Annotated in this window: 16 protein-coding genes and 1 tRNA gene; 11 read left to right on the top strand and 6 right to left on the bottom strand. The window is 71.4% G+C overall.

What is annotated here, in order from left to right:
* Positions 1 to 37: 37 nt before the first annotated feature.
* Positions 38 to 1,261 carry an IS256 family transposase gene (locus tag HGB54_RS10625; protein WP_166194845.1) on the bottom strand — a complete coding sequence of 408 codons (1,224 nt, stop codon included), beginning with the start codon at positions 1,259 to 1,261 and terminating at the stop codon, positions 38 to 40.
* Between the two features lie 381 nt (positions 1,262 to 1,642).
* Here HGB54_RS10625 and HGB54_RS10620 point away from each other — a divergent pair, with 381 nt between their 5' ends.
* The 5 genes from HGB54_RS10620 to HGB54_RS10600 all read left to right on the top strand — a co-directional run bounded on the left by HGB54_RS10620 (position 1,643) and on the right by HGB54_RS10600 (position 6,634).
* Entirely contained in the window at positions 1,643 to 2,476 is an 834-nt protein-coding gene (locus tag HGB54_RS10620; protein WP_168916951.1) for a DeoR/GlpR family DNA-binding transcription regulator, read from the top strand.
* Positions 2,473 to 3,453: a 1-phosphofructokinase family hexose kinase gene (locus HGB54_RS10615; protein ID WP_168916398.1), complete on the top strand. Its 981-nt coding sequence runs from the start codon at positions 2,473 to 2,475 to the stop codon at positions 3,451 to 3,453. The genes HGB54_RS10620 and HGB54_RS10615 overlap by 4 nt, the downstream gene beginning before the upstream one ends.
* Before the next feature lie 120 nt (positions 3,454 to 3,573).
* Complete coding sequence (locus HGB54_RS10610; protein WP_168916397.1) at positions 3,574 to 5,688, top strand: PTS fructose transporter subunit IIABC; 2,115 nt, start codon at positions 3,574 to 3,576, stop codon at positions 5,686 to 5,688.
* A gap of 71 nt (positions 5,689 to 5,759) precedes the next feature.
* Entirely contained in the window at positions 5,760 to 6,029 is a 270-nt protein-coding gene (locus tag HGB54_RS10605; protein ID WP_168916396.1) for an HPr family phosphocarrier protein, read from the top strand.
* A gap of 200 nt (positions 6,030 to 6,229) precedes the next feature.
* A complete protein-coding gene (locus HGB54_RS10600) occupies positions 6,230 to 6,634 on the top strand; it encodes a hypothetical protein (RefSeq protein ID WP_168916395.1) in 405 nt (134 codons plus the stop codon).
* A gap of 44 nt (positions 6,635 to 6,678) precedes the next feature.
* Here HGB54_RS10600 and HGB54_RS10595 read toward each other — a convergent pair.
* Positions 6,679 to 6,751: transfer RNA gene (locus HGB54_RS10595), tRNA-Lys, on the bottom strand.
* Positions 6,752 to 6,779: 28 nt separating this feature from the next.
* Between HGB54_RS10595 and HGB54_RS10590 the strand changes: the two genes are divergently transcribed.
* The 6 genes from HGB54_RS10590 (at position 6,780) to HGB54_RS10565 (ending at position 11,013) form a co-directional block, all read left to right on the top strand.
* Positions 6,780 to 7,409 carry a DNA-directed RNA polymerase subunit beta gene (locus HGB54_RS10590; protein ID WP_168916394.1) on the top strand — a complete coding sequence of 210 codons (630 nt, stop codon included), beginning with the start codon at positions 6,780 to 6,782 and terminating at the stop codon, positions 7,407 to 7,409.
* A gap of 281 nt (positions 7,410 to 7,690) precedes the next feature.
* Positions 7,691 to 8,173 (top strand): cupredoxin domain-containing protein, encoded by a 483-nt coding sequence (locus HGB54_RS10585; protein ID WP_168916393.1) that lies wholly within the window; start codon positions 7,691 to 7,693, stop codon positions 8,171 to 8,173.
* A gap of 93 nt (positions 8,174 to 8,266) precedes the next feature.
* The gene (locus tag HGB54_RS10580; RefSeq protein WP_168916392.1) at positions 8,267 to 8,956 is read left to right on the top strand and encodes a hypothetical protein; all 690 of its coding nucleotides are present in this window, start codon (positions 8,267 to 8,269) and stop codon (positions 8,954 to 8,956) included.
* 174 nt (positions 8,957 to 9,130) lie between these two features.
* Positions 9,131 to 9,556 (top strand): hypothetical protein, encoded by a 426-nt coding sequence (locus HGB54_RS10575; protein ID WP_168916391.1) that lies wholly within the window; start codon positions 9,131 to 9,133, stop codon positions 9,554 to 9,556.
* 24 nt (positions 9,557 to 9,580) lie between these two features.
* Complete coding sequence (sigK, locus tag HGB54_RS10570; RefSeq protein ID WP_168916950.1) at positions 9,581 to 10,213, top strand: ECF RNA polymerase sigma factor SigK; 633 nt, start codon at positions 9,581 to 9,583, stop codon at positions 10,211 to 10,213.
* Positions 10,210 to 11,013, top strand: a complete 804-nt coding sequence (locus HGB54_RS10565) for an anti-sigma factor (RefSeq protein ID WP_168916390.1) — start codon at positions 10,210 to 10,212, stop codon at positions 11,011 to 11,013. The genes sigK and HGB54_RS10565 overlap by 4 nt, the downstream gene beginning before the upstream one ends.
* Positions 11,014 to 11,119: 106 nt before the next feature.
* On the opposite strand, the gene pstB is transcribed toward HGB54_RS10565, so the two are convergent.
* From pstB to HGB54_RS10545, 4 genes are all read right to left on the bottom strand, one after another.
* Positions 11,120 to 11,899, bottom strand: coding sequence for a phosphate ABC transporter ATP-binding protein PstB (gene pstB, locus HGB54_RS10560; RefSeq protein WP_168916389.1), 780 nt, complete (start codon positions 11,897 to 11,899; stop codon positions 11,120 to 11,122).
* A 31-nt stretch (positions 11,900 to 11,930) separates the two neighbouring features.
* Positions 11,931 to 13,025 (bottom strand): phosphate ABC transporter permease PstA, encoded by a 1,095-nt coding sequence (gene pstA / locus HGB54_RS10555; RefSeq protein ID WP_168916388.1) that lies wholly within the window; start codon positions 13,023 to 13,025, stop codon positions 11,931 to 11,933.
* Positions 13,025 to 13,972, bottom strand: a complete 948-nt coding sequence (gene pstC / locus HGB54_RS10550; protein WP_168916387.1) for a phosphate ABC transporter permease subunit PstC — start codon at positions 13,970 to 13,972, stop codon at positions 13,025 to 13,027. The genes pstA and pstC overlap by 1 nt, the downstream gene beginning before the upstream one ends.
* 140 nt (positions 13,973 to 14,112) lie before the next feature.
* On the bottom strand, positions 14,113 to 15,213 hold the full coding sequence (locus tag HGB54_RS10545) for a phosphate ABC transporter substrate-binding protein PstS (RefSeq protein WP_407663481.1): 1,101 nt from the start codon (positions 15,211 to 15,213) through the stop codon (positions 14,113 to 14,115).
* Positions 15,214 to 15,326 lie beyond the last annotated feature (113 nt).

Here is a 15,326-nt window from a genome sequence, read left to right as displayed (position 1 = left end):
TGGAGTTTCTCAACACCGTGCGGGTCAGCTGTTGTGATTATGCCGCAGCGAGTTCCGGGATCGCGACCTCCTCTTCGGTGACGTTCAGGAGCTTCATGGAGTGCTCGCTGAAGTAGCGGCGGTCAGCGCCGTCCCATTCGTCGTGTTGCTCGATCAGGACGTGTCCGGCCAGGCGCAGCAACGCGGCGGGGTTGGGGAATGTGCCGACGACGTCGGTGCGGCGTTTGATCTCCTTGTTGACCCGCTCGAGCGGGTTCGTGGACCAGATCTGCCGCCAGTGTGTGGCGGGAAACTGACAGAACGCGAGGATGTCGTTCTGCGCGTCCTCGAGCATGCCGGCGATCTTCGGGTGCGACCTCGAGAGCATGCGGACGACTTCGTGGAATTGGGTGAACACGTGCTCGGTGTCTGGCTGGGCGAAGATCGTGCGGATGATCGACGCGACCATCGGCCCAGCGGTCTTGGGGACGTTGGCAAGCACGTTGCGCATGAAGTGGACCCGACACCGCTGCCATGACGAGCCTTGGAAGACGGTGTCGATCGCCGCGATCAGCCCGGTGTGCGCGTCGGAGATCACCAGCTTCACTCCGCCCAGCCCGCGGGCCTTCAGCGAGCGAAGGAACGCGGTCCAGAACGGTTGCGATTCGGTGTCCCCGACCTCGAAGCCGAGGACTTCCCTGCGCCCGTCGGCGGCGACACCGACCGCGACGACGACGGCTTGGGAGACGACCCGCCGGCCGACGCGGGCTTTGCAGTAGGTCGCGTCGAGGAACACGTACGGGTACGTGCTGTCCGCGAGCGGCCGATCGCGGAACGCCGCGACGTCCTCGTCGAGGTTGCTGCAGATCCGCGACACCTCCGACTTGCTGATCCCGGTGTCGGCACCGAGCGCCTTCACCAGGTCGTCGACCTTGCGGGTGGAGACGCCGTGGACGTACGCCTCCATCACGACCGCGAACAGGGCCTGATCGACCCGGCGGCGGCGTTCCAGCAGCGACGGGAAAAACGATCCCTGCCGCAGCTTCGGGATCCGCAACTCCAGCTCCCCCGCGGTGGTGGTGAGGGTCCGCAGCCGGGTCCCGTTGCGCTGCGTCGTACGGTCCGGGGAGCGTTCGAACGGGGCAGCGCCGATGAACGCAGCTGCTTCCGCGTCGATCAGCTCCTGGTAGAGCGTCTCGGTCGCGACCCGGATCCGGTCGTTCACATCGGTGAGTTTCAGTTCCCCGAGTAGCTCGAGGAGGGCAGACTGGTCAAGAGCCATCGTGCGTTTGTGTCCTTCCGTGAGATTCCTAGACAGTTCTCACTGACCATCGCACGATGGCTCACCACGTCCACGACGTGACACCCGAGCCGGGAAACTACACCAACCCAGGGGACGCCACCCCGCTCTCCGCCCGCCCCCGCTCTCCGCCGGCCCCGGCCTCCGCCCGCCCCCGCTCTCCGCCGGCCCCCGCTCGCCGCCGGCCCCGGCCTCCGCCCGCCCCCGCTCTCCGCCCGCCCCCGCTCTCCCGCCGGCCCCGGCCCCCGCCCCCACCCGCCCCCGCCCATCGCACCGGAGGCCCGCCGCGCGACCACAAACCCAGATCTTGTTTTATGTGGGAATGAGTTGTAACGTGTGGGAAATCCAACGGAGGGCATCACGGTGTACGCAACGGAGCGGCAGCAACTCGTCGAACGGCTTCTCGCCGACGACGGCAGGGTCAGCGTCGTCGACCTCGCCCGCCGCTTCGACGTCACCACCGAGACCGTGCGCCGCGACCTCGACCAGCTCGAGACCGCCGGGCTGCTTCGCCGGGTCCACGGCGGCGCCGTCGCCGCCGACCGCGCCAGCACCATCGAGCCCTCGCTGAGCGACCGCGTGCAGCAGCACGGCCCCGCGAAGACCGCCATCGCCCGCCGCGCGCTCGACGCCCTCGGCGCCGGCTTCCGCGGCTCCCTCTTCCTCGACGCCGGCACGACCACCGCCGCCGTCGCCGCGCAGCTCGCCGAGCGCCTCGCCGAGCGCACCACCACGGGCACCCTCGCGGCCGACCGCCTCGACCCCGCCGGCATCGGGCTCGTCACCCACGCCGTCGTCATCGCCGCGCAGCTCGCGCCCGCGCTCGCCGACGCCCCCGGGCTCGCCCTCACCGTGCTCGGCGGCCGAGTGCGCGGCCTCACCGGCGCCGCCGTCGGCGCCGACACCGTGCGCGCCATCGAGCAGCTGCGCCCCGACGTCGCCGTGATCGGCACCAACGGCGTCGCCGCCGGCTTCGGGCTCAGCACCCCCGACCCCGACGAGGCCGCCGTCAAGACCGCCATCGTGCGCAGCGCCCGCCGCATCGTCGTCGTCGCCGACGCCGACAAGCTCGGCCGCGAGCTGCTCGTCGGCTTCGCCCGCCTCGACGAGATCGACGTGCTCGTGACGGACGGGCATCCCGATGCCGCCCTCGCCGCCGCCCTCGCCGACGCCGACGTGGAGGTATGGCGCGCATGATCGTGACCCTCACCGCCAACCCCGCGCTCGACCGCACCATCACCCTGCTCGCCCCGCTGCGGCCCGGCGAGGTGCAGGCGGCCGGCTCCGTGCGGGAGGACGCCGGCGGCAAGGGCGTCAACGTCGCCCGCGCCGTCGCCGCCGCCGGGCAGCCGACCCTCGCGGTGCTGCCGCTCGCCGAGCACGACGCCTACGCCGTGCCGCTGCAGGCCTCCGGGGTCGCCGCGCGCCGGGTACCCGTGCACGGCGCCGTGCGCGCCAACCTCACGATCGTCGACCCCGCGGGCGAGACGACGAAGCTCAACCTCAGCGGCTCGCCGCTCACCGATCAGGATGCTCGCGCCCTCGTCTCCGCCGTCGTCGACGCCTGCGCCGGCGCGCGCTGGCTGGTGCTCGCGGGCTCGTTGCCTCCCGGAGCCGCCGACGACTTCTACGTCCGCGTCGTCGAGTCGGTGCGGGCCGCCCACGGAGGGGCGGCACCCCGGGTCGCCGTCGACACCTCCGGCCCCGCACTGCGCGCCGTCATCGACGCCGGCCTCGCCGACCTGATCAAGCCGAACGACGAGGAGCTCGCCGAGCTCGCCGGCGTCGCCCTGCCCGAGCCCGCCGAGGGCGCCCCTACCGACGCGGAGGCGCACGCCGCCGCCGACGCCGCCGTGCTCGCCGTCGCCCGCGCGCTCGTGCCCGCCCGCGCCCGCGCCGCCCTCGTCACCCTCGGATCCCGCGGCGCCCTCCTCGTCACCGCCGACGGCGCCTGGGCCGCGCGCGCCCCGCGTATCCGCCTCGCCTCGACGGTCGGCGCCGGCGACAGCTCGCTCGCCGGCTACCTGCTCGCCGAGAGCGCCGGCGGCGACGAGCCCGAGCGGCTGCGCACCGCCATCCGCTACGGCGCGGCCGCCGCGAGCCTGCCCGGCACGCAGCCCCCCGCACCGCACGACCTGCCCGCCGACGAGCTCGAGGTGCTCCGGCTCGAATGAGCCGGCGCCCGCGAGGCACCGCGGCAGCAGCATCCCGCATCACGGCACCACCCCACCGACCGCACCACCCCACCGCACCACCCACCGACCGCATCACCCCACCGACCGCAGGAGGTCAGCATGTCCCCGATGATCACGCGAGAGCTGGTGAGCCTCGACGTCGCCCTCGGCGACGACAAGGCCGCCGTCATCCGCTCCCTCGCCGAGCGGGTGGTCGCGCAGGGTCGCGCGACCGACGCCGGCGCCCTGTTCGACGACGCCTGGGCCCGCGAGCAGCAGGATGCCACCGGCCTGCCCGGCGGCATCGCCATCCCGCACGCCAAGAGCCCCGCCGTCACCGAGCCCGCGCTCGTTTTCGCCCGGCTCGCCCCCGCCGTCGACTTCGGAGCGGCCGACGGCCCCTCCGACCTCGTGTTCCTCATCGCGGCCCCGGCGGATGCCCCGCAGGCGCACCTCGCCGTGCTCTCGAAGCTCGCACGCAGCCTCATGCAGGACGACTTCACCGCGAGCCTGCGCGCCGCGACCGACGACGAGGCTGTCGTCGCGATCGTCGCCGAGGCGATCGGCGAGGGTCCGACGGCAGCGGAGGGCGCGACGGCCGCGGCGCCCGCCGCGGCCCCCGCTACCGCCCCGGCCGCCGCCGCGGCCCCCACGGCGACGGCCAGCGCCGACGCAACCCGCCACGTCGACGGCCGCCCCGCCCGCATCGTCGCGGTCACCGCCTGCGCCACCGGCATCGCGCACACCTTCATGGCCGCCGACGCGCTCACCGCCGCCGGCACCCGCGAGGGCGTCGAGCTCGTCGTCGAGCCGCAGGGCTCGAGCGGCTACCAGGCCCTGCCGCGCGAGGTCATCGAGGCGGCCGACGCCGTCATCTTCGCCACCGACGTCGACGTGCGCGAGCCGCAGCGGTTCGCGGGCAAGCCCGTCGTGCGATCCGGCGTCAAGCGCGGCATCGAGCAGCCCGTGCAGCTCATCGACGAGGCGCTCGCCGCCGCGCGCGACCCCCGCGGGGAGCGCGTGGCCGGCACGGCCGATGCCGGGGCCTCGACGCAGGCCGCCGCGACCGAGTCGTTCGGCCGGCGCATCCAGCGCATCCTGCTCACCGGCATCAGCTACATGATCCCCTTCGTCGCCGGCGGCGGGCTGCTCATCGCCCTCGGCTTCGCGCTCGCCGGGTACACCGTCACCGAGAACGCGGCGACGATCATCATCGACAACTCGCTCTGGAACCTGCCGACCCCCACCGACGGCCTCGCCCTCGGCCCGGTAGGCCTGTACCTCGGCTCGGTCTTCTTCATGATCGGCGCCACGTCGATGGGCTTCCTCGTCTCGGCGCTCGCGGGCTACATCGCCTTCGCGATCGCCGACCGGCCGGGCATCGCCCCGGGCTTCGTCGCCGGCGCCGTCGCCGTGCTCATGAACGCGGGCTTCATCGGCGGCATCATCGGCGGACTGCTCGCCGGCATGGTGGCGCTCTGGCTCACCCGACTGCCGGCGCCGCGCTGGCTGCGCGGCCTCATGCCCGTCGTGATCATCCCGCTCGTCGCCTCGATCGCGGCCTCGGGCCTCATGGTGCTCGTGCTCGGCCGCCCCATCGCGGCGCTCATGACCGGCCTCACCGAGTGGCTCAACGGCCTCGCCGGAACCTCGGGCATCGTGCTCGTCGGCGTCATCCTCGGCCTGATGATGTGCTTCGACCTCGGCGGCCCCGTCAACAAGGTGGCCTACGCCTTCGCCACCGCGGGCCTCGCGGCGGCCTCGACCGACTCGACGACGCCGTACCTGATCATGGGCGCCGTCATGGCCGCCGGCATGGTGCCGCCGCTCGCCATGGCGCTCGCCTCCACGGTGCTCTCGCGCTCCTCCTTCACCCCGGTGGAGCGGGAGAACGGCAAGGCCGCCTGGCTGCTCGGCGCGGCGTTCATCAGCGAGGGGGCGATCCCCTTCGCCGCGGCCGACCCGCTGCGCGTCATCGCCGCCTCGATGGCCGGAGGCGCCGTCACGGGCGCGCTCTCGATGGCGCTCGGCGTGCAGTCGCTCGCCCCGCACGGCGGCGTCTTCGTCTTCTTCGCGATCACGCCGTTCCTCGGCTTCCTCGTGTCGATCATCGCCGGCACGGTCGTCACCGCGCTCATCGTCGTCGCGCTCAAGCGCTTCACGCGCCGCCCCGTCGCCGAGGTCGCGAGCCCGGCTCCGGCGACGGCGGGCGCGACCGCCGGCGCGACCGCCTGAGCGAGCGCGGCACGCGCTCCCGCTCGACCCGACACACTGTCCGATACCCCCGCACGATCCCAGGAGGACCCATGGTTCAGAAGCAGGCCACCATCGCCAGCAGCGCCGGGCTGCACGCCCGCCCCGCGAAGCTCTTCGTCGAGAAGGTGCAGCAGACGGGCATCCCCATCACGATCGCCCGCGAGGGCGGCGCCGCGCTCAACGCGGGCAGCATCCTCTCGCTCATGGGGCTCGGGGCCGAGAAGGGCACGGTCGTGTCGCTCGAGGCCGAGGGTGAGGGCGCCGAGGCGGTGCTCGACGAGCTCGTCGCGTTCCTCGAGACGGATCACGACGCCGCCTAGCCCACGACGCCGTCGCGCCGCCATGACGGCCCCGCCGCCCCGCTGATCGAGCGAGGCGACGGGGCCGTCAGCGTCGGCGCCCATCCCTCGGGGCGTCCTGCCCGCGAACGGGGGGATTCGCCGCGAGCGGCAGACTGATTGGATGGCGAGCGGACGGAGTGCCGCGGGGGCCTCGAGCACGTCCTGCCGATCGGAGCATCATGCCCAAGAAGACGCTCATCGCGCTGGGCGCCGGATTCGCGGTGATCCTGGTCGCGATCGTGGGTCTCGTCATCGCGGCGCCCACGATCGGCGACTCGTTCTCGGCCCGGGTCGTCGGCTCGAGCCTGCCGAACGACGACGTCGTCGAGTTCGAGACCAACGCCGCGGGCGAGACCTACGGCAGCGCCGGCGTGCGCGGCACCGTGCCCGACCTGCTCGCGGCGAAGGCCGACGACGGCCGCCTCGGCTTCGTGCGCGTCAGCGAGCTCGAGCTCGCGCTCAACGTGGCCACCTCGACGAAGAAGACCCGCGAGGTCGAGGTCTACGAGTCGGACGGCATCACGGTCGTCGGCGCCCTCACGGTCGACGAGACGATGACGAGCCCGCGCGACGGCCTGAACTGATCGGCGCGCCCGCGATGCGCGGGCGATCGGAGACAGGGAACCGGTGGGCCCCGTGGGGCTCGAACCCACGACCCGCGGATTAAAAGTCCGCTGCTCTACCGACTGAGCTAGAGGCCCGCAACGGCACCAGCGTACCCTTGATGCAATGGCCGCCGAGTTCTCCAAACCCACCCTCTACTGGGGCGACAAGTTCGACTCCTTCGAGGGCGGCGTCGACCCGGCCAGCGTCCTGCGCACCGCCCGCAAGACGGCGCACGCCCTGCTCGAGCGCGGTCGTGCGAGCGACGACCCCGCCGTGGTCGAGCGACTCGTCACCTACACCGACGAGCACGGCATCGACGCGATCGCCGAGCTCTGGGCTCGGTCGAGCGCGCGCAGCCTGCCCGGCGCGCTCTGGCGCATCTACCTGCTGCGCCTCGTCATCCGGCAGGACGGAGAGGGAACCGCCTTCCTCTTCCAGCGCGGCGCGGAGCAGCTCGCCTCGATCGACACGGTCATCGCCGGGGCCCCGACCCCGACCGGCCCCGACGAGATCATCGAGCTCGCCGACCGCATTCTCCGCGGCGCCTTCACCGGCGACTTCGCGATCGCCCTCGACCGCGCGGCCTCCTTCGCCCGCATCCTGGCGGCGGGATGCACGAGCCTCGCCGACGATGCCGACCCGGTCGATGCGGCCCGCGCCAGCGAGCTCACCCTCCGCGCGTCGCGCTACGCCCTCACGGCCGACGAGCTCACCGCCTGCGCGCGCATCTACCGCGCCGGCAACCTCGACTGAGCGTCGGACCCGCACCGCAGACCCGTCCCCGGCCCGCACCCGAGCCCCGTCGCCCTGAGCGAACGCTCCATGCGCGCCGCATCCCGCTCGGTAGACTCGTGATCGCCGGGCCGCAGTAACCCCGGGCTCCACAATTAGCCGCTTCGAGCGGCCTCGCGCCGAGAGGCGTTCTGCGGCCCGGTTCTTCTCTGCCCGCTCCCGCCGGGCCCCGCGAACCTGAGAGTCGCCTGACCGATGCTCGTGCGGCCAAACCGACCCGGGTGCGGTGCCGAACCGAGTGCATGACCACAACAGACCGAGTCCGGCAGAGCCGACTCCTCGCCATCATCGCGATCCCGGCTGCGCTCATCGTGCTCGCCGGTTGCGCCGGAGGACCGACCGCGTCCCCCGAGCCGACCGAGAGCTCGTCGAGCCAGCCCGGAGCCGGTGGAGGCTCGGAGGCAGCCGAGCCGGGTGAGAACGAGGTTCTCACCATCGGGTTGGAGTTCAAGCCGGAGAACATCACGGTCCCGGTCGGAACGACTGTCACCTGGACCAACGGGGAGACGATCGGTCACACGGTCACGTCAGGCGCATGGGGCGAGGTCAACGAGAGCACCGGTCTTCGGGGGAGCCAGACTCCCGACGGGCTCTACGACCACGCGCTATCTGCCAAGGGCAGTGAGGGCGACAGCTTCTCGTTCACCTTCGACGAGCCGGGCGAGTACCCGTACTACTGCCAGCCGCACCTGACCATGAACGCCATGGTCATCGTGGAGGGCTAGGGGGCACTCGCTGCAGCACCCGCACCACCGCAGACCATCTGCACGCACCGCACCATAACCGCACCGCATCACTCTCATCCAAGGAGAAACACCATGCGCAAGATCACCGCTTTCGCCGGCCTCGGCCTCGCCGCCGCCCTCGTCCTCACCGGCTGCTCGGCTCCCGCCGACGAGCCCGCCGAGGACACCAGCTCCGAGATGGAGATGGACGACACCGAGGCGACGCCCACGGACACCGTCAACAGCGACGGCGCCGGCCTGCGCGCCACCCTCACCGGCCTGCTCTACGACCACGTCTACCTCGCGGGTGCCGCGATCGACCAGGCCCTCGCCGATGGCGGAGACCTGACCACCGAAGACGTTCAGGCCGCTGTCGCCACGCTCGACGCTAACTCCGTGGAGGTCGCCGCCGCCGTCGGCAGCGTGTACCCCGACGCCGAGCAGCCCTTCCTCGACTCGTGGCGCTCGCACATCCCGTTCTTCGTCAACTACGCGGTGGCCAAGGCGACCGGTGACCAGGCCGGCGTCGACCAGGCCGTCAGCGACCTCGGCGGCTACGCCGTGGCCTTCGGCGAGCTGATCAACTCCGTCGTCCCCGAGCTGCCCGCTGAGGCCGTTCAGGAGCAGCTCGAGACGCACGCCACGTCGCTCCTCGCGGCGATCGACGCCAACATCGCGGGTGACCCGGCCTACTTCGACCTGCTCAAGCAGGCCGCCGGCCACATGTCGATGACCGCGACCGCTCTTTCCGGTGGCATCGCCGCCAACGCGGGCATCGAGTAACGATCCATCGGCTTCCGCGTCTGACGTGGAACTGACCGGATGAGCGCCGGGCGGGGGAGACCCCGCCCGGCGTTCGCCGTTTCCGGGATGCTCGAGCCGAGCATCCCGCCCCGCATCACCGCCTCGCCTCCGGCCGGGTCCCCGCACCACCGATCGCGCTCGAAAGGCCCGACCATGTCCGCAGCACGCTGGATCCTCATCGCCCTCACCTCCGCGGCGCTCGTCGTCAACTCAGGTCTCCACCTGCAGCTCGCGGGCCCCTTCGACGCCATCACCGGCACGCTCATCGGCCAGGGCTGGCTGTTCCGCATCCAGGCGATCGTGAACATCGCCGTCGCCGTGCTCCTGCTGGTCGTGCGGCGCCCCTGGGTGGCCGCGGCGGCCGCGGTCGCCGCCGCCGGCGGTCTCGCCCTCATCCTCATCACCGTCGCCGTGCCGCTCGACCTCACCGCGCTCGGGCTGCCGGTGCTCTTCGAGCCCCTCTGGTACGCGCAGAAGACCATCGCCGCGATCGTGCAGGGCCTCGCCGTGCTGACCGGCGCCGTCCTCATCGGGGCGCTGCGCCGCACCGCCGCGCCGGAGGCTCGGCGGAAGTTGTGATCCGCACCTGGGATAGTGGGGCGGGTGAGCCTTGAACATGGAGCGGACGCCGTCGATGCCGACGGCACGGCCCCGGCGGCCGTCCCCGCCGCGCCTCCCCCTGCCGACCTCGATCGTCGGGCGCGTGAGCTGCTCGAACGGGTCGCGCAGGGCGACCAGGCGGCGTTCAGCGGCCTCTACGACCTCATCGCCCCGCGCATGCTGGGGCTCGTGCGCCACGTGCTGCGCGACCACTCCCAGTCGGAGGAGGTCACTCAGGAAGTTCTCCTGGAGATATGGCAAACCGCGACCCGGTTCGATCCGAACAAGGGTAAGGCGGTGACGTGGATGCTCACGATGGCCCATCGTCGTGCGATCGACCGCGTGCGCAGCTCGCAGTCGTCGCGCGACCGTGACACCCGCATCGGGATCCGTGATCTCGATCGGGAGTTCGATTCGGTCAGCGAGAACGTCGAGATCCGCCTGGAGCACGAGATGGTCGCGAAAGCCATGACCCGGCTGACCGACCTGCAACGACAGGCTGTGGAGCTCGCCTACTACGGCGGGTACTCGCACAGTGAGGTAGCAGCGATGCTCAGCGTGCCGATCGGCACGGTCAAGACGAGATTGCGCGACGGGATGATCCGGTTGCGCGAGGAGATGGGGGTGACGACGTGAGCAGACCCGACCCGAGCTCCGCCGCCCACGAGAGCGGCGCACCCGGTGCCGCCGACCACGATTCCACGATGCCCGAGTTCGAGCGTCTGTCGTACGACGACGAGTTCAGCGATACCGCCGCGGCTCTGGGCCTCGCCCTGCCGCCGGTGCAGCCGCGCCCCGACATGAAGGCGCAGCTGATGGCCCGCATCGCGGTCACGCCGCAGCTGCCGTCCGATGCGCCCGTCGCCGCCCCGGTGATGGATGCCCCGGCCGCCGCCGCGCCCGCGCCCGCCCCGATCGCTCCCGCGTCGACGAGCCCGGCTCCCGCGGGCCGCGCCGAGCGCGCCGCCCAGGCGCGCTGGTTCCAGCGCCCTGCCGCGATCATCACCGCGGCGGCCGCCGCCGTCGTGCTCTTCGCCGCGGGCGTCGTGGCCGGAGGAGCGCTCGGGCCCGCACCCGCCGACGAGCAGCAGCTCGCCGCGATCGTCGCCGCGCCCGACGTCAGCACCACCCCGGCCGAAGTGACCGGCGGCGGGTCCACGACGCTCGTCAGCTCGGCGAGCCTCGGCGTCTCGGCGATGGTGTTCGAGCAGCTGCCCGAGCTCTCGGCCGATGAGGCCTACGCGCTCTGGTACATCGACGAGACGGGGACGGCCGATGCGGCCGGCCTGTTCACCGCCGATGCCGACGGCACGGTCGTCGCCGTGCTCGAGGGCGCGTTCGAGCCCGGCACGGTCGTCGGCGTCACCGTCGAGCCCGCGGGCGGCAGCCCCGCCCCGACGACGCAGCCGATCGTCGTCATCGCCACCGAGGCCTGACCAGCCCCACCGACCCCGCACGTCAGAACCCCGGCACCGTGAGGTGGCCGGGGTTCTGGCGTTCTCCCGTCGCCGCTCGGACGACGACGGGGCTTCAGGCGTGGGATCAGCCGAACTTGCCGGAGACGTAGTCCTCGGTGGCCTGCACGCTCGGGTTGGAGAAGATCGTGGCGGTGTCGTCGTACTCGATGAGCTTGCCGGGCTTGCCGGTGCCGGCGATGTTGAAGAAGGCGGTGCGGTCGCTCACGCGCGAGGCCTGCTGCATGTTGTGGGTCACGATGACGATCGTGTAGTCCTTCTTCAGATCCTCGATGAGGTCCTCGATGGCGAGCGTCGAGATGGGGTCGAGGGCCGAGCACGGCTCGTCCATGAGGATGACCTCGGGCTCCACGGCGATGGCGCGGGCGATGCAGAGGCGCTGCTGCTGGCCGCCCGAGAGCCCGGATCCGGGGCGGTCGAGGCGGTCCTTGACCTCGTTCCAGAGGTTGGCGCCCTGCAGCGACTTCTCGACGAGCTCGTCGGCCGCCGACTTGCTGATGCGCGCGTTGTTGAGCTTGACGCCCGCGAGCACGTTGTCGCGGATCGACATCGTCGGGAACGGGTTCGGGCGCTGGAACACCATGCCGACCTGCCGGCGCACGAGCACGGGGTCGACGCCGGGGCCGTAGAGGTCGCTGCCGTCGACGAGCACCTCGCCCTCGACGTACGCGCCGGGGATGACCTCGTGCATGCGGTTGAGCGTGCGGATGAACGTCGACTTGCCGCAGCCGGAGGGGCCGATGAACGCGGTGACGCTGCGGGGCTCGATGACCATCGAGATGTCCTCCACGGCCTTGAACTTGCCGTAGTAGACGTTGAGGTCGTTGACTTCGATGCGCTTGGACACGGGTGTGGGTTTTCCTATCCGGTTGTTCGGCTCAACGGCCGAGCTTCGGGGCGAACTGACGGGCGATGAAGCGTGCGAGCAGGTTGAGGATCATCACGATGAGGATGAGGGTGAGTGCGCCTGCCCAAGCCCGATCGAGGTAGGCCTGGGCGTCGGTGCCCTGGGAGATGTACGAGGTGTAGACGAAGACCGGCAGGGACTGCATCCGCCCCTCGGTGAGGTCGTAGTTGAGGTTGTTCGTGAAGCCGGCGGCGATGAGCAGCGGCGCCGTCTCGCCGATCACGCGGGCGATCGACAGCATGATGCCCGTGGTGATGCCGGCGATCGACGTGGGCAGGACGACTTTGAGGATCATGAGCCACTTCGGAACCCCGAGCGCGAACGCGGCCTCCCGCAGTTCGTTCGGCACGAGACGGAGCATCTCCTCGGAGGATCGCACGACCACCGGGATCATGAGCACCGCCAGCGCCATCGCTCCGGCGAGTCCCAGACGCTCTCCGGGCCCGAGCAGGGCGCTGAAGACCGCGTAGGCGAACAGGCCTGCCACGATCGACGGGATGCCCGTCATGACGTCGACGAAGAAGGTGATCGCCCGTGCCAGACGACCGCGGCCGTACTCGACGAGGTAGATCGAGGTCATGAGCCCGATCGGGATGGAGATGAGGGCCGCAGTTCCGGTCATGAGGAGCGTGCCGACGATCGCGTGCACGGCGCCGCCGCCTTCGCCGACGATGTTGCGCATCGAGAAGGTGAAGAACTCGAGGTCGAAGCGCGGGAGCCCGTTAGTGACCACGGTGAAGACCAGGGAGATGAGCGGGAGGAGAGCGATGACGAAGGCGAGCACGACGAGGCTCGTGACGAGTCGGTCGACCGACTGCCGACTGCCCTCGACCATGCGCGAGACCAGGACGAGCACGGCGGTGGAGAGCACGAATCCGAAGAAGACCGTGCCGACGATGCTGAAGTCGCTGCCGTCGGAGGCGGCGACGAGCGCGAAGATCGCGGCGAAGGTGGCGATGCTCGCCAGCAGGATGACCCACGGCGACCAGTTGGGCAGTCGGCCGGAGGAGTAGACGTTGAGAGGGTCGCCCTGGGTGCTGGGGCGGCGATCGAGCGTGGTGGTCATCAGTTGGCTCCCGAGAAGTCCTTGCGGCGATTGACCACGATGCGGGCGATCGCGTTGACGACGAGCGTGATGGCGAAGAGCACGAGCCCCGTGGCGATGAGCACCGAGACGTTGTCGCCGTAGGCCTCGGGGAACGAGAGCGCGATGTTCGCGGCGATGGTGGAGGGGTTGATCGAGCTGATGACGTTGAAGGTGATGACGCCCGTAGCCGACAGCACCATCGCGACCGCCATCGTCTCGCCGAGCGCGCGGCCGAGGCCGAGCATGACGGCCGAGATGATGCCCGCGCGACCGAAGGGCAGCACGGCGATGCGGATCATCTCCCAGCGGGTGGCGCCGAGAGCGAGAGCCGCCTCCTCGTGCAGCACCGGGGTCTGCAGGAAGACCTCGCGGCACAGGGCCGTGATGATGGGGAGCACCATGACCGCGAGGACGATGCCCGCCGTCAGGATGGTGCGGCCGGTGCCCGAGGGAGGACCGGCGAAGAGCGGGATGAACGAGAGGTTCTCCCAGAGCCAGGTGTACGCGGGCTGGATGGCCGGGGCGAGGACGTTTCCGCCCCACAGGCCGAAGACGACCGAGGGGACCGCGGCCAGCAGGTCGATGACGTAGCCGAGCGACTGCGCCAGGCGGCGGGGCGCGTAGTGCGAGATGAAGAGGGCGATGCCGACGGCGACGGGGACGGCGAGCACGAGCGCGATGACGGCGGCCCAGACGGTTCCGAAGACGAGGGGGACGACGTACTCGACGAAGGAGGCGCCGCCGAGGATCCCGAGCTCGTCGGCCGGAACGGTCACGGCGGGGACGCTCTGGATGACGAGGAACGCGGCGACGAGGGCCAGCGTGGCGAGGATGAGAGAACCGGCGATGAGGGCGGCGCCGGAGAAGATCCTGTCGCCGGGGCGCTGCTTCGCTGCGATTCTGGGCGGGGTTCCCAGTGCGGTCATCAGTTCGGGTCCTCGCTCGATTCGGTTCGGAGTGCGGGGGTGTTGTGATCGGCCGGGGGGATCCCCCGGACAGTCTGCCGGGCGCGATTGCCTCGCACAATGCGAGAGGCGCCCGCGCCCGGCAGGGCGTGCTGTTCTGCTTAGCTGATCAGCTCGACGGCGGCCGTGGCCCGCTCGCGCAGCTGGTCGGAGATCGGCGCGGAGCCGGCGGCCTCGGCGGCGGCCTGCTGGCCCTCCTCCGAGATGATGTACTCGAAGTACGCCTTCACCAGCTCGGCGTCGGCGGCCTCCTGGTACTCGACGCAGGCGATGAGGTAGCTCACGAGCACGACGGGGTAGACGCCGGACTCGTCGGTCGCGCGGTCGAGCTCGATCGCCAGGTCGCCCTCTCCGCGGCCCTCGACGAACGCCGAGGCGTCGACGACGGCGGCGGCGGCCTCGGGCGAGAACGGAACGTACTCCTCGCCGACCTGCACGGCGACGGTTCCGAGGTCACCGGCGCGCGAGGCGTCGGCGTATCCGATGGTGCCGGTGCCGTTGGTCACGGCGTCGACGACGCCGGAGGTGCCCTGAGCGGCCTCGCCGGTCTCGAAGGGCCAGACGCCGTCGGGCTCCTCGGTCCAGACCTCGCCAGCCGCCTCGGAGAGGTAGGCCGTGAAGTTCTCGGTGGTGCCCGAGTCGTCCGCGCGGTGCACGGCGGTGATCGCCAGGTCGGGGAGCTCGACGCCCTCGTTCTGCGAGACGATCGCCTCGTCGTTCCAGTTGGTGATCGTGCCGGCGAAGATGCCGGCGATCGTCGCCGCGTCGAGGTTGAGCGTGTCGACGCCCTCGAGGTTGAAGATGACGGCGATCGGCGAGACGTAGGCCGGGATCTCGACGATGCCCGCCTCGGGGACGCAGGCGCCGAACTCGCCGGCGGCGATCTCCTCGTCGTTGAACGCGCGGTCGGAGCCCGCGAACGCGGAACCGCCGGCGATGAAGGTGTCGCGACCCGGGCCCGAGCCCGAGGGGTCGTACTCGATGGTCACCTCGGGGTTGACGCCCTGGAACGCGGCGACCCAGGCCTCCTGTGCCGACTGCTGCGAGGACGCGCCGGCGCCCACGAGGGTGCCGGTGAGGCTGCTGGCCTCGTCGGTGGTGCCGGGCTCTGCCGGGGCGGGCTCGTTCGCGGCGCAGCCGCCGAGCAGGAGGGCCGAGGCGGCGAAGATGGCAGCGACGCTGCCCGCACGCTTGTTGATCACTGTGTGGTCCCTTCGGGGATCGGAATCATGATGTGCGCGACGCAAGGGGTGCCGCACGAGATGCGACGCTACGAGCGGGTAGTGACCAACGTCGTCCCAGAGGGTGAACGGGA

Source organism: Microcella flavibacter (genome assembly GCF_012530535.1).
GTDB classification, from domain to species: Bacteria; Actinomycetota; Actinomycetes; order Actinomycetales; family Microbacteriaceae; genus Microcella; species Microcella flavibacter.
This window is presented reverse-complemented; position numbering and strand designations above follow the sequence as displayed.

Coding starts and splice junctions, on each gene's coding strand:
- HGB54_RS10625 (WP_166194845.1), bottom strand. CDS start 1,261: ATGGCTCTTGACCAGTCTGCCCTCCTCGAGCTACTCGGGGAACTGAAA.
- HGB54_RS10615 (WP_168916398.1), top strand. CDS start 2,473: ATGATCGTGACCCTCACCGCCAACCCCGCGCTCGACCGCACCATCACC.
- HGB54_RS10610 (WP_168916397.1), top strand. CDS start 3,574: ATGTCCCCGATGATCACGCGAGAGCTGGTGAGCCTCGACGTCGCCCTC.
- HGB54_RS10605 (WP_168916396.1), top strand. CDS start 5,760: ATGGTTCAGAAGCAGGCCACCATCGCCAGCAGCGCCGGGCTGCACGCC.
- HGB54_RS10600 (WP_168916395.1), top strand. CDS start 6,230: ATGCCCAAGAAGACGCTCATCGCGCTGGGCGCCGGATTCGCGGTGATC.
- HGB54_RS10590 (WP_168916394.1), top strand. CDS start 6,780: ATGGCCGCCGAGTTCTCCAAACCCACCCTCTACTGGGGCGACAAGTTC.
- HGB54_RS10585 (WP_168916393.1), top strand. CDS start 7,691: ATGACCACAACAGACCGAGTCCGGCAGAGCCGACTCCTCGCCATCATC.
- HGB54_RS10580 (WP_168916392.1), top strand. CDS start 8,267: ATGCGCAAGATCACCGCTTTCGCCGGCCTCGGCCTCGCCGCCGCCCTC.
- HGB54_RS10575 (WP_168916391.1), top strand. CDS start 9,131: ATGTCCGCAGCACGCTGGATCCTCATCGCCCTCACCTCCGCGGCGCTC.
- pstA (WP_168916388.1), bottom strand. CDS start 13,025: ATGACCACCACGCTCGATCGCCGCCCCAGCACCCAGGGCGACCCTCTC.
- pstC (WP_168916387.1), bottom strand. CDS start 13,972: ATGACCGCACTGGGAACCCCGCCCAGAATCGCAGCGAAGCAGCGCCCC.